Genomic DNA, 21,089 nt, shown 5'->3' with positions numbered 1-21,089 from the left:
CGGCCGCGTCTCCTACAGCTTCGGGCTGGAGGGGCCGGCGGTGATGGTGGACACCGCGTGCTCGTCCTCGCTGGTCGCCATCCACCTGGCGATGCGGTCGCTGCGCGAGGGGGAGTCGACGCTCGCGGTGGCGGGCGGCAGCACCGTCTACGGCTCGCCGACCGGGTACGTGGACTTCTCCCGCCAGCGCGGCCTGTCCGCCGACGGGCGGTGCAAGTCGTTCGCCGCCGCCGCGGACGGCACCGGCTGGGCCGAGGGAGTCGGGTTGGTGCTGCTGGAGAAGCTCTCCGACGCGCGGCGCAACGGGCACCCGGTGCTCGCCGTGGTGCGCGGTTCGGCGGTCAACCAGGACGGCGCCTCCAACGGCCTGACGGCGCCGAACGGTCCGGCGCAGCAGCGGGTGATCCGGCAGGCGCTGGCGAACGCCGGACTGGAACCGTCCGATGTGGACGCGGTCGAGGCGCACGGCACCGGGACGAGCCTCGGCGACCCGATCGAGGCCCAGGCGGTGCTCGCCACCTACGGCCAGGACCGCGAAAAGCCGTTGTGGCTGGGCTCGGTGAAGTCCAACATCGGGCACGCCCAGGCCGCGGCCGGTGTCGCCGGTGTGATCAAGATGGTCATGGCGCTGCGGAACGGTGTGCTTCCCAGGACCCTGCACGTCGACGAGCCGTCGCCGCACGTGGACTGGTCGGAGGGCGCCGTCTCGCTGCTGACCGAGGCACAGCCGTGGGACCGCAACGGTCACCCGCGACGAGCGGGTGTGTCGGCGTTCGGGATCAGCGGCACCAACGTGCACACCATCCTCGAAGAAGCACCCCAGACCGGCGATGAGACGACCGGCGAGGAGACCGCGCTGCCGTGGACGCTGTCGGCGAAGTCGAAAACCGCTTTGCGGGACTACGCCAGGCAGATCGAGTCGTTCGTGGAGTCGAGGCCCGGCCTGACGCCGGGTGCGATCGGTGCGGCGCTGGCGGTGAACCGGTCGGCGTTCGCCCACCGCGCGGTGGTGCTCGGCACCGAACGCGAGGAGTTGCTCGCCGGGCTGCGGGCACTGGCCGACGGAGTGCCCGCGGTCAACGTGGTCGAGGGCACGACGGCCGGTGGCGCGGTCGGGTTCCTGTTCACCGGCCAGGGGTCGCAGCGCGCCGGCATGGGACGTGAGCTGCACGACGCGTTCCCGGTGTTCGCCAAGGCTTTCGACGCGGTGTGCGCGGAGTTCGAGGGCGAGCTGGACGTGGCGCTGCGCCGGGTCGTGTTCGCCGAGCCGGGGTCGGCGGAGGCCGGCCTGCTCGACCAGACCGGCTACACCCAGCCGGCGCTGTTCGCGCTGGAGGTGGCGCTGTACCGGCTCGTCGAGGACCTCGGGGTGCGGCCGGAGTACGTCCTCGGCCACTCGATCGGCGAGGTCGCCGCGGCCCACGTCGCCGGGGTGTTCTCGTTGCCGGACGCGTGCGCGCTGGTCGCGGCGCGGGCCCGGTTGATGCAGGAGCTCCCGTCCGGTGGCGCGATGGTCTCGCTGCAGGCGGGCGAGGACGAGGTGACCGCGTCGCTGGACGGCGTCACGGGCGCCTCGATCGCCGCGGTCAACGGCCCGCGGGCGGTCGTCGTCTCCGGTGCCGCCGACGCGGTGCTGGCCGTCGCGGAGCTGTGGGAGGGACGGGGGCGCAAGGTCCGGCGGCTGTCGGTCAGCCACGCCTTCCACTCCCCGCTGATGGACCCGGTGCTCGACGCGTTCCGCGAGGTGGCGTCGCGCATCACGTTCCGGCCGCCGTCGATCGCGATCGTGTCCAACGTGACGGGCGAGGTGCTGACCGCCGACGAGGTGTGCTCGCCCGGCTACTGGGTCCGGCACCTGCGGCAGCCCGTCCGCTTCCTGGACGGTGTCCGCCGGATGCGGGCGGAGGGCGTCGGCCGGGTCCTGGAGATCGGGCCGGACGGCGTGCTCTCCGCGATGGCCGCGGAGTGCCTGCCCGGTGAGAACGTCGTCTTCATCCCGTTGCAGCGCAAGGAACAGGTCGAGGCCGACGCGGTGGTGGCCGCGCTCGCGCGGGCCCACACCCGTGGCGTGGCGGTGGACTGGGTCCGGCTGGGCTCGCGGCCCGGCGCCCGCGTCCTCGACCTGCCGACCTATCCGTTCCAGCGCAGGCGTTACTGGATGTCCGCGCAGTCCCGGCCGGCGGCGGGCAGCGGCCATCCGCTCCTCGGCACGGTCGTCGCGCTGGCGGACGAGGACGGCGTGCTGCTCACCGGGCGGTTGTCCCGCAGCGCGCACCCGTGGCTCGGCGAGCTCGTGCCGGCGTCGGTGTTCGTGGAACTGGCCGTGCGCGCCGGCGACGAGGTCGGCTGCGGCCTGGTCGAGGAGCTGACCGTGTCCCCGGTCCTGGCCGACGGCGAGGTCCAGGTGCGCGTGCAGGCCGCGGACGACACCGGCCGGCGCGAGGTCCGGATGTTCTCGCGGCACGGCGGCACGGCGTGGCAGCAGGTGGCGCAGGGCAACCTGGCGCCGGACGGCGGGCCGATGATCACCACACCGGACGGTGACGCCGTCGAGGTGAGCGTTCCGGAGTCCGTCGCGGTGGCCGGCTACGGCCTGCACCCCGCGTTGCTCGACCAGGCGCTGGGACTCGGTGACTCGCAGGTCGTGCGGTTCCGGGGAGTCCGGCTGCTCGCGACCGGCGCGCGGTCGCTGACCGTGCGGACCGATGGTGTGCGGGTGCTCGGCAGCGACCACACGGGCGAACCGGTCGTGGTCGTCGACTCGGTGACGAGCAGGCCGGGCGAACGGCCGTCGCCCTCCGAGGCCGCTCCGCCACGCGGTCCGGTCAGGAGGGTCGTGCCCGCGGCCGTCGTGGCCGAGGAGTCGTTGCTCGGCGGGAAGTCCGCGGCGGAACGCGAACGAATCCTGGTCGACCTGGTCCGCACGCACGCCGCGGCGGTGCTCGGGTACAGCAGCGCGGACGAGATCACGGCGGAGACGCCGTTCCTCGAGCTCGGGTTCGACTCGATCACCGGTGTGGAGCTGCGCAACCAGCTCACCGCGCTGACCGGGCTGGACCTGCCCGCGACGCTGTTGTTCGACCAGCCCTCCCCGCTCGCCCTGGCCGGGCACCTGGCCCGGCAGCTCGACAGCGAACCGGGACAGGCGGGGCAGTCGATCGGCGAGCTGTACTGGAACGCCTGCGGCGAGGGACGGTTCGACGAGGCGTTGTCGCTGGCCAAGGCGGCGGCGTCGTTGCGACCGTCGTTCGGAGTCGGCTCGGCGCTCGACCACGTGCCGTCGCCGGTGAAGCTCGCCAGTGGGGCCGGGACGCCCGCTCTGCTGTGCTTCCCCGGGTTCAGCGCGGTGTCGGGACCGCACGAGTACGCCAAGTTCGCGGCCGGGCTGCGCGGGCTGCGGGACGTGTGGGCGTTGCCGGAACCCGGTTACGTCGACGGCGAGGCGCTCCCGGAGGACCTGGAGGCGCTCGTCCTCCTGCACGCGGAAGCCGTGCGGCGGTGCGGTGTCCCGGCGGTGCTGGTCGGGCGTTCCGCGTCCGGCATGCTCGCCTACGCCGTCGCCCACCACCTGGAACAGTCCGGCGAGGCACCGGAAGCCGTGCTGCTGATGGACAGCTTCTCGCCGGGGATCAGCCGGCTGCGGCCGTGGCTGGAGCCGTCGCTCATGGAGACGGTGCTGGCCAAGGAAAGCGGCTTCGCGCTGCGCAACGACACGCGCGTCACGGCGATGGGCCGCTACCACGAGTTCTTCTCGGGGTGGCAGCCGGAACCGATCGCCACGCCGACCCTGTTGCTGAGGGCGACCGAGCCGTACTCGGACAAGCTCGGCGAGCCGGTCGACGACGACACCGACTGGCGCGCGTTCTGGGAGACCCCGCACCTCACGCTCGACGTGCCGGGCAGCCATTTCAGCATCCTCGAAGGAGATTCCGCGTCGACCGCGCGTGCGGTGCAGGACTGGCTCTCCGCGAACACCCGAAAGAAGGCGTTGTGAAAGCGATCATCATCGGGGCCGGGGTCAGCGGCCTGACCACCGCCGCCGGCCTGCTCGGCACCGGGCACGAGGTCGAGGTGTTCGAGCGCGGCCCCGAGCTGCGGGCGGGCGGCAACGGGGTGTTGTTGTGGCCCAACGGCACCAGCATCCTGCGCGACCTGGGCATCGGCGTCGACGACCTGGGCGTGCGGATGGACAGCGCGGACATCATGTCCTACGACGAGAAACCGCTGATGCGGGTCGACCTGGCCGACATCGCCGGCAAGCTCGGCTCGCACGTCGCAGGGGTGATGCGCGGCGAGATCGTCCGCAGGCTCGCCGCGGCGTTGCCGGACGGCGTCCTGCGGACCGGAATGCGTTGTGTCGCCATAGAAACGGCGCGCACGAGTGCGGACGCACCTGTGACGGCGGTGTTCGAGGACGGCACGCGGGTCGCCGGTGACGTGCTGATCGGCGCGGACGGCTACCGGTCCGTCGTGCGCGGTCACCTGTTCGGCCCGGACGACATCGCCGAGTACACCGGCCTCGCGACCTGGCACGGCACCACGCAGAAGCAGATCGGCGGGCTCGACCAGCACTTCGTGCCCGCCTACTACGGCCGCAAGGTGGCGTTCACGACCCACTCCGTCACCGAGGACCTCAAGCACTGGGCGTTCGAGGTGCACTGGCCGATCCCCGGCCTGGACGCGACCGGTGTCGTCGGTGACCAGACCACCACCGGGCCGAGGTCGGGACCGTCCAGGATGGACCTGCTGCGCGAGTGGTTCGCGGGCTGGCCCCCCGCGGTGGCCGACCTGATCGACGTGCTCACCGAAGAGGACATCAAGGTGCACCCGCACGTGATCCACAAGGTCCGCAAGTGGTGGGGCGAGGGGCCGATCACGCTCGTGGGCGACGCCGCGCACGCCGTGCCGCCCAGGGTCGGCTGGGGCGTGAACCAGGCGCTGGAGGACGGCTGGGTGCTCAGCCGGGCGCTGGAGGGAGCCGCGGACCCGACGCCGAGGCTGCGGCTCTACGAGCAGACCCGGCGCGCACGGGCCCGCCGCGTCCGGTCGCGCGGCGCGATGCTGAAGCACGTCAACCGGATGATCCTGTTGCTGCGGGCGAAGAAGGGCGGCATCGAGGCCACCCGCGCGGTGCAGGGCAACATCATGAACTGCAGCAACTACCTGCACGGCGAGGTGCCTGCCCCTCTGCGGGCCTGAGCCGTTTCTGGGGCACGAGCTAGGGGTTATGGCCCGGCGATCGGCTGGATAGCTTGGCGGGTAAGGGATTCCGGCGCCGCGTCGCCGCGGTGGCGGATCACGTGGCGAAAGGGATCCGCATGCTCCGCACTGACCTGATCCGGCCGATCGCCGAGCTGCTGGAGGCTCAGGCGGAGGCGCACGGCGAGAAGATCGCCTTCTCGGACGCGCGCCGCTCGGTCAGCTACGCCGCGCTCGCCGGGCGCACCCGGCGGCTGGCCGGTCACCTGGCCGGCCTCGGGGTGCGGCCGGGCGACCGGGTCCTGATCTGCCTGCGGGACGGCGTGGAGGCGGTCGAGTGCTACTACGCGGCCCACCGGGCCGGTGCGATCGGCGTCCCGGTCGACGCGCGGCTGGCCGAGCCGGAGATCGCGTACCTGCTGCGGGACAGCGGCGCCCGGCTCGTGTTCACCGACCGGCACGGCCTGGAGCGCTGGGGACACCTGGTCCGCGGCCGTGAGGACCTCGCCGTCGTCACCGTCGGCGAGGACTACGAACAGCTCGCGTCGACCGTGCCCACGCACGACGCGCGCGACTGCCTCGGCCTCGACGACATCGCGTGGATGCTCTACACCTCCGGCACCACGGGCAGCCCCAAGGGCGTGCTGTCGACCCAGCGCAACTGCCTGTGGTCCGTCGCGTCCGCCTATGCGCCGGTGCTCGGGTTGTCCGGTGACGACCGGGTGCTGTGGCCGCTGCCTCTGTTCCACTCGCTCGCGCACGTGTTCCTCGTGCACGGTGTTCTCGCCGTGGGCGCGACGGCGCGCATCCTCAGCGGGTTCGCCGCCGACGACGTCGTGGAGGCGATCCGGCAGGATCGCAGCACCTTCCTCGCCGGTGTGCCGACGATGTACCACCACCTGCTGGCCGCGTCCGGGCAGGACAGGTCCGCGCTGTCGTCGTTGCGCGCGGGACTGGTGACGGGCGCGGTCGCGTCGCCCGCGTTGAAGCAGGCTTTCCGCGCCGCGTACGGCATCGGGCTGGTCGACAGCTATGGCAGCACCGAGACGTGCGGCGCCATCACGATGAACCCGCCGGACGCGGAGTGGGTGGCGGACTCCTGCGGCCGGCCCGTGCCCGGCCTGTCGGTCCGGATCGTCGACCCGGAGACCGGGCACGACCGCGAGACCGGCGAGGAGGGCGAGGTCTGGGTCAGCGGGCCGAACGTGATGACCGGGTACCACGGTCAGGAGGAGGCGACCGCGGCCGCGCTGAGGGACGGCTGGTACCGCACCGGCGACCTCGCCCGGCAGGACGCGAGCGGCGCGCTGACGATCAGCGGCCGGATCAAGGAGCTCATCATCCGCGGCGGGGAGAACATCCACCCCGCCGAGATCGAGGACGTCGTCCGCAAGGCGTCCTTCGTGGACGACGTGGCGGTGGCGGGCCGGCCGCACGAGGTGCTCGGCGAGGTGCCCGCGGTGTACGTCGTGCCGTCCTCGCAGGGCAGGCCTGATCCGGCCGAGATCCTCGCGCGGTGCCGGGAGCTCCTGGCACACCACAAGGTCCCGGTGGAGGTCTACGAGATCGAGGCCGTGCCGAGGACGGCGTCGGGCAAGGTGACGCGACGGCTGCTGGTGCAACGGCCCGCTCGTCTCGTCGCCACGGCCGCCGCCCGGCACGACTGGTTGTTCGGCGTGGAGTCCGGGCGGCTGGTGCGCGTGCTCGACGCGCCAGAGGTACTGGTGCGGCCGTTGTCCGGTGTGGTCCTCGTGGCCGGGGACGACCGCGAGCTGGCGGATCTGGTGGCCGGGCGGTTGGTCGAGAAGCACGGCGCCGAACGGGTGGTGGTGGGCTCCACCGCGGCGGAACACGCGGTGACCGCGGTCGTGCACGTCGGGGGTGACGAGGCCGGCCTGAGGGCGCTCGACGAACTGCACGGCGACGTCGAGGCGTTCCTGATGTTCACCCGGCTGTCCCTGGAGTCGCTCGAGTCCACCGCCGCCGCGATCGCGCGCGACCGGCAGGCCAGGGGACTCGCCGGCACCGCGATCGCGTGGGGTCGCGATGCCGAGCCGGGCCTGGGCATCGGCGAGATGTCCACGGATGACCTGCTGGCGTTGTTCGACACCGCACGCGGTGTGGCGGAGCCGGTTCTGGTCGCGCTGGCACTCGACACCGCGGCACTGCGCGGCCGTGCGGACGAGGTTCCCGAGGCGTTGCGCGGTCTGGCCGGCCCCACGTTCTCGTTGCTCGACACCGAGACCATGCTGCGCCTCGTCCGCACCGAGGTCGCCGACGTCCTCGGCCTGCGGGACGCGTCCGCGGTGGACGCCGACCGCGCGTTCCGCGATCTCGGCCTGACCTCGGCGAGCGCGGTCGAGCTGCGCGGCAGGGTGATGGCGGCCACCGGTCTGCGGCTGCCGGTCACCGTCGCGTTCGAGCACCCGAGCGCCGCCCTGCTGGCTCAGCACCTCAGCTCGGGTCAGGCGGCCGCGACGCCGCAGGCCGGACAGCGGTCACGGGACGACGAGCCGATCGCCATCGTGTCCATGAGCTGCCGCTATCCCGGCGGCGTCACGTCCGCCGACGAGCTGTGGCACCTCGTCGCCGGCGAGGTGGACGCGATCACCGAGTTCCCCGCCGACCGCGGCTGGGACGTCGACGCGATCTTCGACCCGGAACGGTCCCGGCCGGGCACCACCTACGTGCGGCACGGCGGGTTCCTGCACGACGCGGGCGAGTTCGACGCGGAGTTCTTCGGCATCAGCCCGCGCGAGGCGCTGGCCATGGACCCGCAGCAGCGCCTGTTGCTGGAGACGGCCTGGGAGGCGTTGGAACGCGGCAACATCGACCCCACCACCCTGCGCGGCACCCGGACCGGCGTGTTCGCGGGCGTGATGTTCCACGAGTACTCCTCGCACCTCGGCCAGGTCCCGGACGCGCTGGAGGGCTACCTCAGCACCGGCAGCGCGAGCAGCGTCGTCTCCGGCCGTCTCGCCTACGTCCTCGGCCTTGCGGGTCCCGCTGTCACGGTGGACACCGCGTGTTCTTCCTCTTTGGTGGCAGTGCACCTGGCGTGCCAGTCGCTGCGGTCCGGCGAAAGCGCGCTGGCGGTCGCCGGCGGCGTCTCGGTCATGGCGACGCCGGACGTGTTCGTCGACATCAGCAGGCAGCGCGGCCTCGCCCCGGACGGGCGCAGCAAGCCGTTCGCCGCCGGCGCCGACGGCGTGGCGTTCGCCGAGGGCGTCGGGATCCTGGTCCTGGAACGGCTTTCGGACGCACTGGCCCACGGCCACCCGGTGCTCGCGCTGGTCAAGGGTTCCGCGCTGAACCAGGACGGCGCCAGCAACGGTCTCACCGCACCCAGCGGCCTGGCCCAGCAGGAGGTCATCCGGGACGCCCTCGCCAACGCGGATCTGGGCAGCGCGGACGTGGACGCGGTCGAGGCCCACGGCACGGGAACGCGCCTCGGCGACCCGATCGAGGCACGCGCGCTCCTCGCCACCTACGGCCAGGACAGGCCTTCGGCCCAGCCCTTGCTGCTGGGCTCGGTGAAGTCGAACGTGGGCCACACCCAGGCCGCGGCGGGCATCGCCGGGATCATCAAGATGGTCATGGCGATGCGCCACGGCACCCTGCCCAGGACGCTGCACGTGGACCGCCCGACCGACGACGTGGACTGGTCGGCGGGCGCGGTCAGGCTGCTGACGGAGACGACGCCGTGGCCGGAACGCGACCGTCCGCGCAGGGCGGGCGTGTCGTCGTTCGGGGTGAGCGGCACCAACGCGCACGTGATCATCGAACAGCCACCGGCGGGCGCCGCGCCGCCTCCGGCGGGGGAGAGGGCCGAGGCCACGATCCTGCCGTTGTCCGCCCGCACCCCCGAAGCCCTGCGAGCCCAGGCGGCCGCGCTCCACGCCCACCTGACCGCCGACCCCGCCCGTGACGTGCCGGACACCGCCTTCACCCTGGCCACGGCCAGGTCGCGGTTCCGCCACCGCGGGGTCGTCCTCGGCACCGGACGCGACGACGTGCTCGACGGGCTGGCCGCGCTCAGCAGCGGCACCGCGAGGTCGGGCGTGTTCACCGGTGCGGCGACCGGCAAGACCGTCTTCGTCTACCCCGGCCAGGGCGCGCAGTGGCCGGCGATGGCCCAGGAGCTGCTGGAGACCTCGCCCGTCTTCGCGGCGTCGGTGCGCGAGTGCGCGGCGGCGTTCGAGCCGTTCCTGGACTGGTCGTTGCTCGACGTGCTGACCCGGCAGCCCGGTTCGCCCGACGTGGGACGCATCGACGTGGTGCAGCCGGCGCTGTTCACGATGATGGTGTCGCTGACGGCGTTGTGGCGGTCGCACGGCATCGAACCGGCGGCCGTCGTCGGGCACTCGCAGGGCGAGGTCTCGGCGGCGTACGTGGCGGGCGCGCTCGACCTGTCCGACGCCGCGCGGATCATCGCGGTGCGCAGCAAGGCGTGGGAGGACCTGTCCGGCCTGGGCGTGATGGCCGTGGTGTTCCTGTCGCGCGCCGAGGTGGAGGAGCGCATCCGGCCGTGGGGTGACCGGATCGGCATCGCCGCCGTCAACGCGCCCGGATCGGTTGCGGTGTCCGGCGTTCCGGACGCGATGGACGAGCTGACCGAGGTGCTGGAGGCGGAGGACGTCCGCGTCCGCCGGATCCGCGGCGCGAACTCCGCCGGGCACACCGCCCTCGTGGAACGGCTGCGGGACAGGCTGATGGCCGAGCTCGCGACGGTCACGCCGCGCCGCGCCACCGTGCCGTTCTACTCGACGGTGACCGGTGGTCAGGTCGACACCTCCGAGCTCGACGCGGGCTACTGGTTCCGCAACATGCGTGAGACCGTGCAGTTCGACGTGGCGACGCGGGCGCTGCACGACGCGGGCATGGACACGTTCGTCGAGGTCAGCCCGCATCCCGTGCTGACGGTGTCGATCGCCCAGACGCTGGAGGAGTCGGACGCGGCGGTGCTGGGCACGCTGCGCCGCGACGAGGGCGGCCTCGACCGGTTCCGGATCGCGGTCGCCGAGGCGGTCGCCGCCGGTGCCGAACCGGACTGGGCGGTGGTGCTGCCGGGCGGGCGGCTGACCGACGTGCCGTCGTACGCGTTCCAGCGGCAGCGGTTCTGGCTGCCGGTCGGCGCGTCCGCCGCGTCGGCGGGCGCGCTGGGTCTGAGGTCCACAGGTCATCCGCTGCTGGCCGCCGAGCTCCGCCTCGCCGACGGTGACGAAGTCGTGTTCACCGGGCGTGGACGGGTGAACGACACCGGACTGGCCGGGCTGGCGCTCGCGGCGGCAGGAGGAACCGGCTGCGCGGTCGCGGAGCTGAAGGTCGTGCACTCCCTGCCAGAGCAGGGAAATCTGCTGTTCCAGGCACGGGTCGGCGTCGCGGGCGAGTCCGGCGACCGGCCGTTCGCGATCTACGCGGCCCCCGAGGACGACCGTCCTCAGTGGACCCGGCACGCGACCGGCACCCTGGCCGTCCCCGGCGGGGAGAACGTCGTCGACTGGCCGTCGACCGGCACGCGGATCGCGTTGACCACCGAGGAAGCCGGCGGCTACGGCTTCCACCCCGCCCTGCTGGACGCGCTGGTGGAGGCCGTGGCGGACGGGGACGCCGTCGTCGCGACCGCCTGGCGCGGTCTGCGGCTGCACGCGGCCGGAGCCCGCGAGCTGTGGGTGCAGTCCGTTCCGGCCGGCAGCGGGTTCGCGGTGCGGGCGACGGATCCGTCGGGTGCGGTCGTGCTCACCGCCGACGAGGTCTCGCTGCGCCGGACGGACACCGCTTCCCTGCCGCGCAACCTCTTCGCCGTCGAGTGGGCCGAGGTTCCCGGCGCGCCCACCGGACGTGCGGTGTTCATCGAGCCGGACGCCGACCTCGACGTGGTCGCGGCGGAGTCGCCGGAGGTCGTGTTCCTGAGTCTGCGGCCCGAGGTAGTCGACGGCGACGTGCCTGCTTCGGTCAGGGCGACCGTGCTCGGCACGCTCGGCCTCGTCCGCTCCTGGCTCGCGGACGAGCGGTTCGACGCCGTGAAGCTGGTGCTCGTCACCCGCCGCGCGGTCAGCACCGCACCGGACGAGACGGTCGAGGACCTGGTCAGCGCCCCGGTGCTCGGGCTCCTGCGCAGCGCCCAGTCCGAACACCCCGGACGGCTGCAGGTGCTCGACGTCGGCGACACCTCCCCGGCCTCCTGGCACCCCGTCTCGTGGCGCCCGGACGAACCGCAGCTGGCGATCCGGGACGGACGCCTGCTCGCACCCCGGCTGGTGCGGTTGCGCGAACCGGTGGAGCCCCGCCCGCTCAAGCCGGAGGGCACCGTCCTGATCACCGGCGGCACGGGCGGCCTGGGCGCGCTGGTCGCACGGCACCTCGTCACCGAACGGGACGTGCGCCGGCTCGTGCTCGTCAGCCGCCGAGGCGGAGAAGCACCCGGTGCCGCGGAACTCGCCTCGGAGCTGACCGGGCTGGGCGCGCACGTCACCATCGCCGCCTGCGACACCGCCGACCGCGCCGCCCTCGCCGGTGTGCTCGCGGAGATCCCGGCGGAACACCCGCTGACCATGGTCGTGCACGCGGCCGGCGTGATCGCCGACGGCGTGCTGGAGTCCCTGACGCCGGACCAGGTCGACCACGTCATGCGCCCCAAGGTGGACGCGGCGGTGCACCTCGACGAACTGACGTCCACAATGGACCTGGACGAGTTCGTGCTGTTCTCGTCGATCGGCGGTGTGTTCGGCACGGCGGGGCAGGCGAACTACGCGGCCGCCAACGTGTTCCTGGACGCGCTGGCCCAACGCCGTCGTGACCGCGGACTGCCCGCGGTCTCCGTCGCGTGGGGCCTGTGGGCCGAGCGCGGCACGAGCGGTGGTCAGGTCGACGACGACACGTTCCAGAAGCTCGACAAGGGCGCGATCTCCGCGTTGTCCGCCGCTGATGGCCTCGCGCTGTTCGACGCGGCCCAGCGGGCCGGACGGGCGCAGCTCGTCGCGGTCGACCTGGACGTGCGCGCGGCCGACACTCGCAGCGAGGTGCTGACGGCCCTGCTGCGCGACCTCGCACCCGGCACCCGGCGTGCGGAGGCCTCCCTCCCGCTGGCCGAGCGCCTCGCCGGGCTGGCCGAGGGCGAGCGGGACCGCGCGCTGCTGGAACTGGTCCGCACCCAGGCCGCCGACGTGCTCGGCCACGCGAGCTCCTCGTCCGTGGACGGGAAGGCGACGTTCAAGGACCTCGGCTTCGACTCGCTCACCGCGGTCGACCTGCGCAACCGGCTGCACGAGGTCACCGGGCTGAGGCTGCCGACGACGCTGATCTTCGACCGCCCCACCCCCGTGGCGGTCGCGGACTTCCTGCGCGGCAAGCTGTTCGGCGCCGACGCCGTCGCTCCCGCCGCGGTGACCGCGCGCGTCACCGACGACCCGATCGCCATCGTCGGCATGAGCTGCCGGTTCCCCGGTGACGTGCGGTCGCCGGAGGACCTGTGGCGGCTGCTGGTCGCGGGCGGTGACGCCATCGGCGAGTTCCCGGACGACCGGGGCTGGAACCTCGGCGAACTGGCCCACGGCGACGCTTCCGGCGGTCGTCGCTCGCACGCCAGGGCCGGTGGTTTCGTGCCGGACATGCCCGACTTCGACTCCGGCTTCTTCGGCATCTCGCCGCGGGAGGCCGTCGCGATGGACCCCCAGCAGCGGGTGCTCCTCGAAGCGTCGTGGGAAGCGTTCGAACGCGCCAGGATCGACCCGGACACGATGCGCGGCACCAAGACGGGCGTGTTCGTCGGCACGAACGGCCAGGACTACGCCTCGCTGCTGGCCCACGCGCCGGACGCCGAACCCGGCTACCTGATCACCGGCACGTCCGCGAGCGTGATGTCCGGACGGCTGGCGTACACGTTCGGCCTGGAGGGACCCGCGGTCACCATCGACACGGCGTGCTCCTCCGCGCTGGTCGCCGTGCACCTGGCGCGCCAGGCGCTGCAGCGCGGCGAGTGCACGATGGCGCTGGCCGGAGCCGTGATGGTGATGTCCACGCCGGAAGCGCTGATCACGTTCAGCCGCCAGCGCGGCCTCGCCGAGGACGGGCGCTGCAAGGCGTTCGCCGGCGCGGCGGACGGCACCGGCTGGAGCGAGGGTGTCGGCGTCCTGGTGCTGGAACGGCTCTCGGACGCCCGGCGCAACGGCCACCAGGTGCTCGCCGTCGTGCGGGGCAGCGCGGTGAACCAGGACGGCGCGTCCAACGGCCTGAGCGCTCCCAACGGCCCGTCGCAGGAACGCGTGATCACCGACGCCCTCGCCGACGCCGGACTGTCCACATCGGACGTCGACGCGGTCGAGGCGCACGGCACCGGCACGGTCCTGGGCGACCCGATCGAGGCGCAGGCCCTGCTGGCCACCTACGGCCAGAACCGCGAGAGGCCGCTCTGGCTGGGGTCGGTCAAGTCGAACATCGGCCACACCCAGGCGGCGGCGGGCATGGCCGGGCTGATCAAGATGGTGCTCGCGCTGCGCAACGGCCTGCTGCCCAAGACCCTGCACGTCGACGAGCCGACACCGCACGTGGACTGGTCGTCGGGCGCGGTCTCGCTGCTCACCGAGGCGCAGCCCTGGGAGCGCGCCGGTTCCCCGCGCCGTGCCGGTGTGTCGGCGTTCGGTGTGTCCGGCACCAACGCGCACGTGATCCTGGAGGAACCCGAACTCGTCGAGGCCCCGGCGCCGACCCCCGGCCCGTTGCCCGCACTGGTCCCGTGGGTGCTGTCGGCCAAGGGGCGGAACGCCCTGCTCGCACAAGCCGCTCGGCTTCGATCCTCTGTGGACTCCGAAACGGGCTTGGCCGGGGTCGGCAGGGCGTTGGTGACGACCCGTGCCGCACTGCCGGACCGGGCCGTCGTCTTCGGCCGCGACCGCGACGACCTGCTCCGCGGCCTGGACGGCCTGACGGGTCCGCTGGTGCGCACCGGCCGCGCGACCGAGGGCAGGACGGCGTTCCTGTTCTCCGGTCAGGGCACGCAGCGCGCGGGCATGGGACAGGGCCTCGCCGAGGCGTTCCCGGTGTTCGCACGGGCGTGGGACGAGGCCTGCGCCGCCCTGGGCGGTGAGCCGCCGGCAGACCAGCTCGTGCGGACCGAACACGCGCAACCGGCGCTCTTCGCGTTCGAGGTGGCGTTGTTCCGGCTGATCGAGTCGTGGGGCGTGCGTCCGGACTTCGTCGCGGGGCACTCGCTGGGCGAGATCGCCGCGGCGCACGTGGCCGGTGTCTTCTCGCTGGCCGACGCCGCCACCCTGGTCGCCGCGCGCGGCCGGTTGATGGGGCAGTGCCCGCCCGGCGGCGCCATGATCGCCGTCCAGGCCAGCGAGGCCGAGGTGCTCGACCAGCTCGGCGAGCGCGTCTCGCTCGCCGCGGTGAACGGACCGGCGTCGGTCGTGCTGTCGGGCGACGAGGACGCGGTCGTCGCGGTGGCCGAGCACTGGAGGGCGTTGGGGCGCAAGACTTCCCGGCTGCGGGTGTCCCACGCGTTCCACTCGGCTCACATGGACGGGATGCTCGCGGAGTTCCACGAGGTGACGGCCCGTCTGACCTACGGCCCGCCACGGATTCCGCTGGTGTCCAACGTGACCGGGCGACTGCTGACGCCGGAGGAGGCGTGCGCGCCCGGGTACTGGGTGCGGCACGTCCGGCAGGCGGTGCGGTTCCACGACGGCGTGCGGTACCTGGCGGGGGAGGGTGTGACCAGGTTCCTCGAGGTCGGGCCGGACTCCGCGTTGTCGGCGATGGTCGACGAGTGCGTCGGGGACAGGTCCGTGGTGCAGCCCGCGCTGCGCCGGGACCGGCCAGAGGTCGAGACGCTGACGACGGCGGTCGGCGAGCTGTACGTGCACGGGCAAGCCGTGGACTGGACCGCCCTGCTGCCCGAGGCCGAACCGGCCGAGCTGCCCACCTACGCCTTCCAGCGGACCCGGTACTGGCTGGACGCCCCGTCGTCGGCCGAACCCGGCAACTACCGCGTCGACTGGGTTCCCGGCACGGCCGCGGGAGCGCCGGACGTGACCCGGTGGGCCGTTGTCGGTGGTCCGCGGCTCGACCTCACGACCGCGTGGCGGCTCACCGGCAACCGCGCGGCCACCTACGCCGGCCTTTCCGCGTTGCGCACGGCCACCGAGGTCCCCGACGTCCTCCTGGTGTGCCTGGCGAGCGATGAGTCCACCGGTTCGGCCGACGCGGTGCGCGCGACCACCTCGCACGTCCTGCAGCTGCTGCGGGAATGGCTTGCCGACGAACGACTCGTGTCGACGCACCTGGTCGTGGTGACGCGTGGCGCGATGGCGGACGACCTCACCCACGCCGCGGTGTGGGGCCTGGTGCGCTCGGCGCAGTCCGAGCACCCCGGCCGCATCACGCTGCTCGACCGCGACGGCTCGGCCGCGTCGGAACAGGCGCTCGTCGCGGCGAGCGGTGTGCCGCAGGGACTTCTGCGCGATGGACGACTGCTGGTGCCGCAGCTCGTGCGGGCCGGGACGCACGGCGGCGTGACCTTGAGCGGCACGGTGCTGGTGACCGGCGGGACGAGCGGGCTGGGCGCGTTGGTGGCCCGGCACCTCGTCACCCGGCACGGCGTCCGCGACCTCGTACTGGTCAGCAGGCGCGGACTCGCCGCCGACGGCGCCGCGGACCTGCTGGACGAACTGACGGGCCTGGGCGCACGGGTGCGAGTCGAGGCGTGCGATGTCGCCGACCGGCAGGCGCTGGCGTCCGTGCTGGCTACGAGTCCGGTGACGGCCGTGGTGCACGCCGCCGGTGTCGTCGACGACGGCCTCGTCGCCTCGCTGACCCCGGAGCAGGTCGAACGGGTGCTGCGGCCCAAGGTGGACGCGGCGATCAACCTGCACGAGCTGACCACGGACCTCCAGGCGTTCGTGCTGTTCTCCGGTGCCGCCGGCACGTTCGGCGGTCCGGGGCAGGGCAACTACGCGGCCGCCAACTCCGTGCTGGACTCGCTGGCCCGCAGCCGTCGTGCCGCAGGGCTTCCCGCGGTGTCACTGGCGTGGGGGATGTGGGCCGAACGCACCGGGATGACGCGCGGACTGTCCGAAGCGGACGTTCGCAGGAGCATGCGCACGGGCCTGGTGCCGTTGACCACCGAGCAGGGCCTGGCCCTGTTCGACGCCGCGCTGGCCGGTGATCCCGCCGTGCTGCCGCTTTCGGCGGTGTCGGCCCCGTCGCTGCTCGACTCCGTGACGCCACGACACCAGTCCACGGCGGAGGAACCCACCGACCTGAAGTGGGCCGACCGGCTGCGAGGCCGGACCGAAGCGGAGCAGGCGCGGGAACTGCTGGACCTCGTCCGATCGGCCTCCGCGCAGGTGCTCGGCCACCACGACGTCGCCGCCGTGGAGGAGGACAAGCAGTTCCGGGACCTGGGCTTCGACTCGCTGACCGCGGTCGAGCTGCGCAACGCGCTGCTGGAGAAGACCGGCCACCGGTTGCCCGCGACCCTGGTGTTCGACTACCCGACACCGCTCGCGCTCGCCCGCCAGCTGAGGATCGACCTGCTCGGCGAGACCACCGCGCAAGCACCGGTCGTCACCGCCCCGGTCGACGAACCGATCGCGATCGTCTCGCTGAGCTGCCGCTTCCCCGGCGGGGCGGCGAACCCCGACCAGCTGTGGGACCTTCTCGCGAACGGCGGCGACGCCATCTCGGGCTTCCCGGACGACCGCGGGTGGGACCTGGACCGGTTGCGCCACCCCGACCAGGACCGGCCCGGCGTCTCGCACGCCCACGAGGGCGGGTTCCTCTACGACGCGGCCGAGTTCGACGCGGGCTTCTTCGGGATCTCGCCGCGGGAGGCGCTGGTGATGGACCCCCAGCAGCGGCTGCTGCTGGAAGCCTCGTGGGAGCTGTTCGAGCAGGCGGGCATCGACCCCGCGTCGTTGCGCGGCAGCGACACCGGGGTGTTCGCGGGCACCAACGGGCAGTTCTACGCGGCTCTCGCGGCGGACACCGACGAGGACGTCGCCGGGTACGTCGGCACCGGAAACTCGGCGAGCGTCGTGTCCGGCCGGGTGTCCTACACGTTCGGCTTCGAGGGCCCCGCGGTCACCGTGGACACGGCGTGCTCGTCGTCGTTGGTGGCGCTGCACCTCGCCGCGCAGGCACTGCGGAGGGGCGAGTGCTCGCTGGCCATCGCCGGCGGTGTCACCGTGATGTCCACCCCGGACGCCTTCGTCGACTTCAGCAGGCAGCGGGGACTCGCGAAGGACGGGCGCTGCAAGGCCTTCTCCGCCTCGGCCGACGGCACCGGGTGGGGCGAGGGCGTCGGCCTGGTCCTCGTCGAACGGCTCTCCGACGCCCAGCGCAACGGCCACGAGGTCCTGGCGGTCGTCCGCGGCAGCGCGGTGAACCAGGACGGCGCCTCGAACGGCCTCACCGCGCCGAACGGGCCGTCGCAGCAACGGGTCATCCGCAAGGCCCTCGCCGACGCCGGGTTGTCCCCGGCCGACGTGGACGCGGTGGAGGCGCACGGCACCGGCACGACGCTCGGCGACCCGATCGAGGCGCAGGCGTTGCTCGCGACCTACGGCCAGAACCGGGAAACCCCGCTGTGGCTGGGATCCATCAAGTCGAACATCGGCCACACCCAGGCCGCGGCCGGTGCCGCCGGGCTGATCAAGATGGTGCTGGCCCTGCGCAACGGCCTGCTGCCGCGCACGCTGCACGTCGACGAGCCGTCCGGGCACGTGGACTGGTCGGCGGGCGCGGTCTCGCTGCTCACCGAGGCACAGCCGTGGCAGCGCAACGGTCATCCGCGCCGCGCCGGGGTGTCGTCGTTCGGCGTCAGCGGGACGAACGCGCACGTGATCATCGAGGAGGCCCCGGACACGCCGCCCGTCCCCGCTCCGGCACCGGGCGACGCCGTCGCACCGCTGGTCCTGTCGGCCAGCAGCCGGGAAGCCCTGGTGGACCAGGCGGCACGGCTCGTGTCCATTGTGGAATCGAACGCGCCGGCTGCGGTGGCCAGGTCCCTGATCACCTCCCGCGCCACGCTCGCTCATCGGGCGGTGGTGGTCGGAGAGGACCGCGCGGAGCTCCTCGGCGGGCTCGCCGCACTGGCCGGGGGAACCGAGGTCCCCGGTCTGGTCAGCGCTGCCGTGGTGCCCGGCAAGACCGCGTTCCTGTTCTCCGGTCAGGGTTCCCAGCGCGCCGGGATGGGCCGGGAGCTGTACGCGCGGTTCCCGGTCTTCGCGCAGGCCTGGGACGAGATCCGCGCCCTGTTCGACGGACGCCTGACCGACGTCGTGACCAGCGGTGACGAGCTCGACCAGACGGGGTGGGCCCAACCCGCGCTGTTCGCGGTCGAGGTCGCGTTGTTCCGGCTGCTGGAGTCGTGGGGCGTGCGACCGGACTTCGTCGCCGGGCACTCGATCGGCGAGGTGGCCGCGGCTCACGTCGCCGGGGTCCTCTCGCTCGCCGACGCGGCCGTGCTGGTCGCGGCCCGCGGCAGGCTCATGCAGCGGCTCCCTGTCGGCGGGGCCATGGTGGCGTTGCAGGGCAGGGAGGACGAGATCCCGGACAGCGTCTCCATCGCGGCGATCAACGGACCGGACTCCGTCGTGATCTCCGGCGACGACGACGCCGTGACGAGGATCGAGCAGGAGTGGCGCTCGCGCGGCCGCAAGACCTCGCGGTTGCGCGTCTCGCACGCTTTCCACTCCACGCACATGGACGCGATGCTCGACGACTTCCGCGCCGCGATCAGCGGACTGACGTTCCACGAACCGCGAATCCCGGTCGTCTCCAACGTGAGCGGACTGCTGACCACGGACCTGGCCGACGCCGAGTACTGGGTCCGGCACGTGCGTGAACCGGTCCGCTTCCACGACGGTGTGCAGGCGCTGGTCGAGGCCGGTGTCAGCAGGTTCGTCGAGGTGGGACCCGACAGCGTCCTGGCCGCGCTGACCAGGGACTGCCTGGAGTCGGACGACCAGGTGGTCGTGCCGCTGCTGCGCCGGGACCGCGGGGAGACCGCGACGCTGCTCACCGCCGTCTCCACCGTGCACGTCACGGGCGGGACGGTCGACTGGACGGCACTCGTCCCGGAAGCCGGCCGGGTCGACCTGCCGACCTACCCGTTCCAGCGCGAACGGTTCTGGCTCACGCCCCGCAGGACGGTTGCTCAGTCGCAGCACGACTGGCTGCTCGAACTGGAGTGGGTCCGCGCCGATCTACCGGCCGCGTCGCACCAGCCTGTCGTCGTCGAGGAGCTGGCCGATCTCGCGTCGATGGAGACGATCCCGGACGCCGTGGCGATCCCCGTGCCCACCATCCCGGACCTCCGCGAACTCGCCGGGTGGACCGTCGGCGTGGTCAGGGACTGGCTCGCCGAGGACCGGTTCACCGCCTCACGGCTGGCTTTCCTCACGTCCACAGAGGACGAACTGGGCGGCGCGACCGTGCAAGGCCTGATCTCCTCGGCGCAGCTGGAGAACCCAGGTCGGTTCGTGCTGGCCGAGCTGGACTCGCCCGACGCGCTGCCCGCCGCCCTCGCCACAGGCGAACCTCGGTTCTCCCTGCGCGGCAACGAACTCTTCGTGCCGCGGTTGCGCAGGACCGCGCCGACGGCGGCGGTGCCGGGAGACTTCGGCGGCGACGGCACCGTGCTGGTCACCGGCGCGTTCGGGGGTCTGGGCGCATTGCTCACCCGCCACCTCGTGGCTGAACGTGGCGTGCGGAAGTTGTTGCTGCTCAGCCGAAGCGGTGCCACGGACCCACGAGCGACCGACCTGGTCGCCGAGCTCACGGACCTGGGCGCGGAGGTGGACGTCGTCGCGTGCGACGTCTCGGACAGGCAGGCGCTGGCCGCGGCATTGACCGACGTGCGGCTCACGGCCGTCGTCCACGTCGCCGGCGTCAACGACGACGGCGTGGTCGAGTCGCTGACGTCCCAGCAGATCGACCGGGTGTTCCGGGCCAAGGTCGACGCCGCCCTGCACCTCGACGAGCTGACCCGCGGCCACGACCTGACCGCGTTCGTGCTGTTCTCGTCGGCCTCGGGTGTGCTCGGCGGTCCCGGCCAGGGCAACTACGCGGCCGCCAACGCGGTGCTGGACGCGGTGGCACGCCGCCGCCGGGCCGCCGGGCTTCCCGGCCTGTCGCTCGCGTGGGGCCTGTGGGCCGAGCGCGAGGGCATGGGTGGCCGGGTCGGCCAGACCGACCTCGACCGGATGGCGCGCGGTGGCGTCCTGGCGATGTCCGCGGCGGAGGGCCTCGCGCTGTTCGACGCGGCGCAGCACCGGGAACAGGCGGTCCTGGTGCCCGCCAAGTTCGACCTGGACGCGATGCGGCTCGACCCGCCGGCGTTGCTGCGCGAGCTCGTCGGCGCGCCCGCCGCGGCCGAGGCCCCGGTCTCGGTGCGCGACCAGCTCGTCCCGCTGTCCGGGCCCGAGCGCCGCAAGGCGGTGCTGGACCTGGTCCGCACGGAGCTGGCCGTGGTGCTCGGTCACCGCACCACCGACAGGATCGAGGCCACCAGGGGCTTCCAGGAAGTCGGCGTGGACTCGCTGACCGCGGTCGAGCTGCGCAACCGGCTCACCGCCAGGACCGGGCTGAAGCTGCCGAGCACGCTGCTGTTCGACCACCCGACGCCGGTCGCGCTGGCCGCCCACCTGGTCGGCGAGATCGTCGGTGACGACGGTCCCGCGGCGGTGGTGCTGGCGGGCCTGGACGCCGTCGAACAGGGGCTGGCACTCGTCCACGAGGACCGCGAGACCTACCAGAAGGTCATGGCACGCCTGGAAAGTCTCGTGTGGAAGTGGCGCGACGACCAGAACGGCGGCACGGACGTCGACGCGGCCTCGGTGGACGAGCTGTTCTCGTTGATCGACGAGGAGTTCGGGGCCTGACGC

3 protein-coding genes are annotated in these 21,089 nt (G+C 73.1%); all 3 read left to right on the top strand.

Annotation, left to right across the window (positions count from 1 at the left end; genetic code table 11):
• On the top strand, positions 1–3,994 hold a 3,994-nt coding region (locus VM306_RS03990), incomplete at its 5' end, for a type I polyketide synthase (protein WP_325510963.1).
• The gene (locus VM306_RS03985; protein ID WP_325510961.1) at positions 3,991–5,199 is read left to right on the top strand and encodes an NAD(P)/FAD-dependent oxidoreductase; all 1,209 of its coding nucleotides are present in this window, start codon (positions 3,991–3,993) and stop codon (positions 5,197–5,199) included. The genes VM306_RS03990 and VM306_RS03985, both read left to right, overlap by 4 nt.
• A 119-nt stretch (positions 5,200–5,318) precedes the next feature.
• Positions 5,319–21,086 (top strand): SDR family NAD(P)-dependent oxidoreductase, encoded by a 15,768-nt coding sequence (locus VM306_RS03980; protein WP_325510959.1) that lies wholly within the window; start codon positions 5,319–5,321, stop codon positions 21,084–21,086.
• Positions 21,087–21,089 lie beyond the last annotated feature (3 nt).

Source organism: Lentzea sp. (assembly GCF_035525475.1).
In the GTDB taxonomy this organism is placed as follows: Bacteria; Actinomycetota; Actinomycetes; order Mycobacteriales; family Pseudonocardiaceae; genus Lentzea.
The sequence above is the reverse complement of the archived record's forward strand: the minus strand, read 5'-3'. Positions and strand labels throughout refer to the sequence as shown.

Coding starts and splice junctions, on each gene's coding strand:
- VM306_RS03980 (WP_325510959.1), top strand. CDS start 5,319: ATGCTCCGCACTGACCTGATCCGGCCGATCGCCGAGCTGCTGGAGGCT.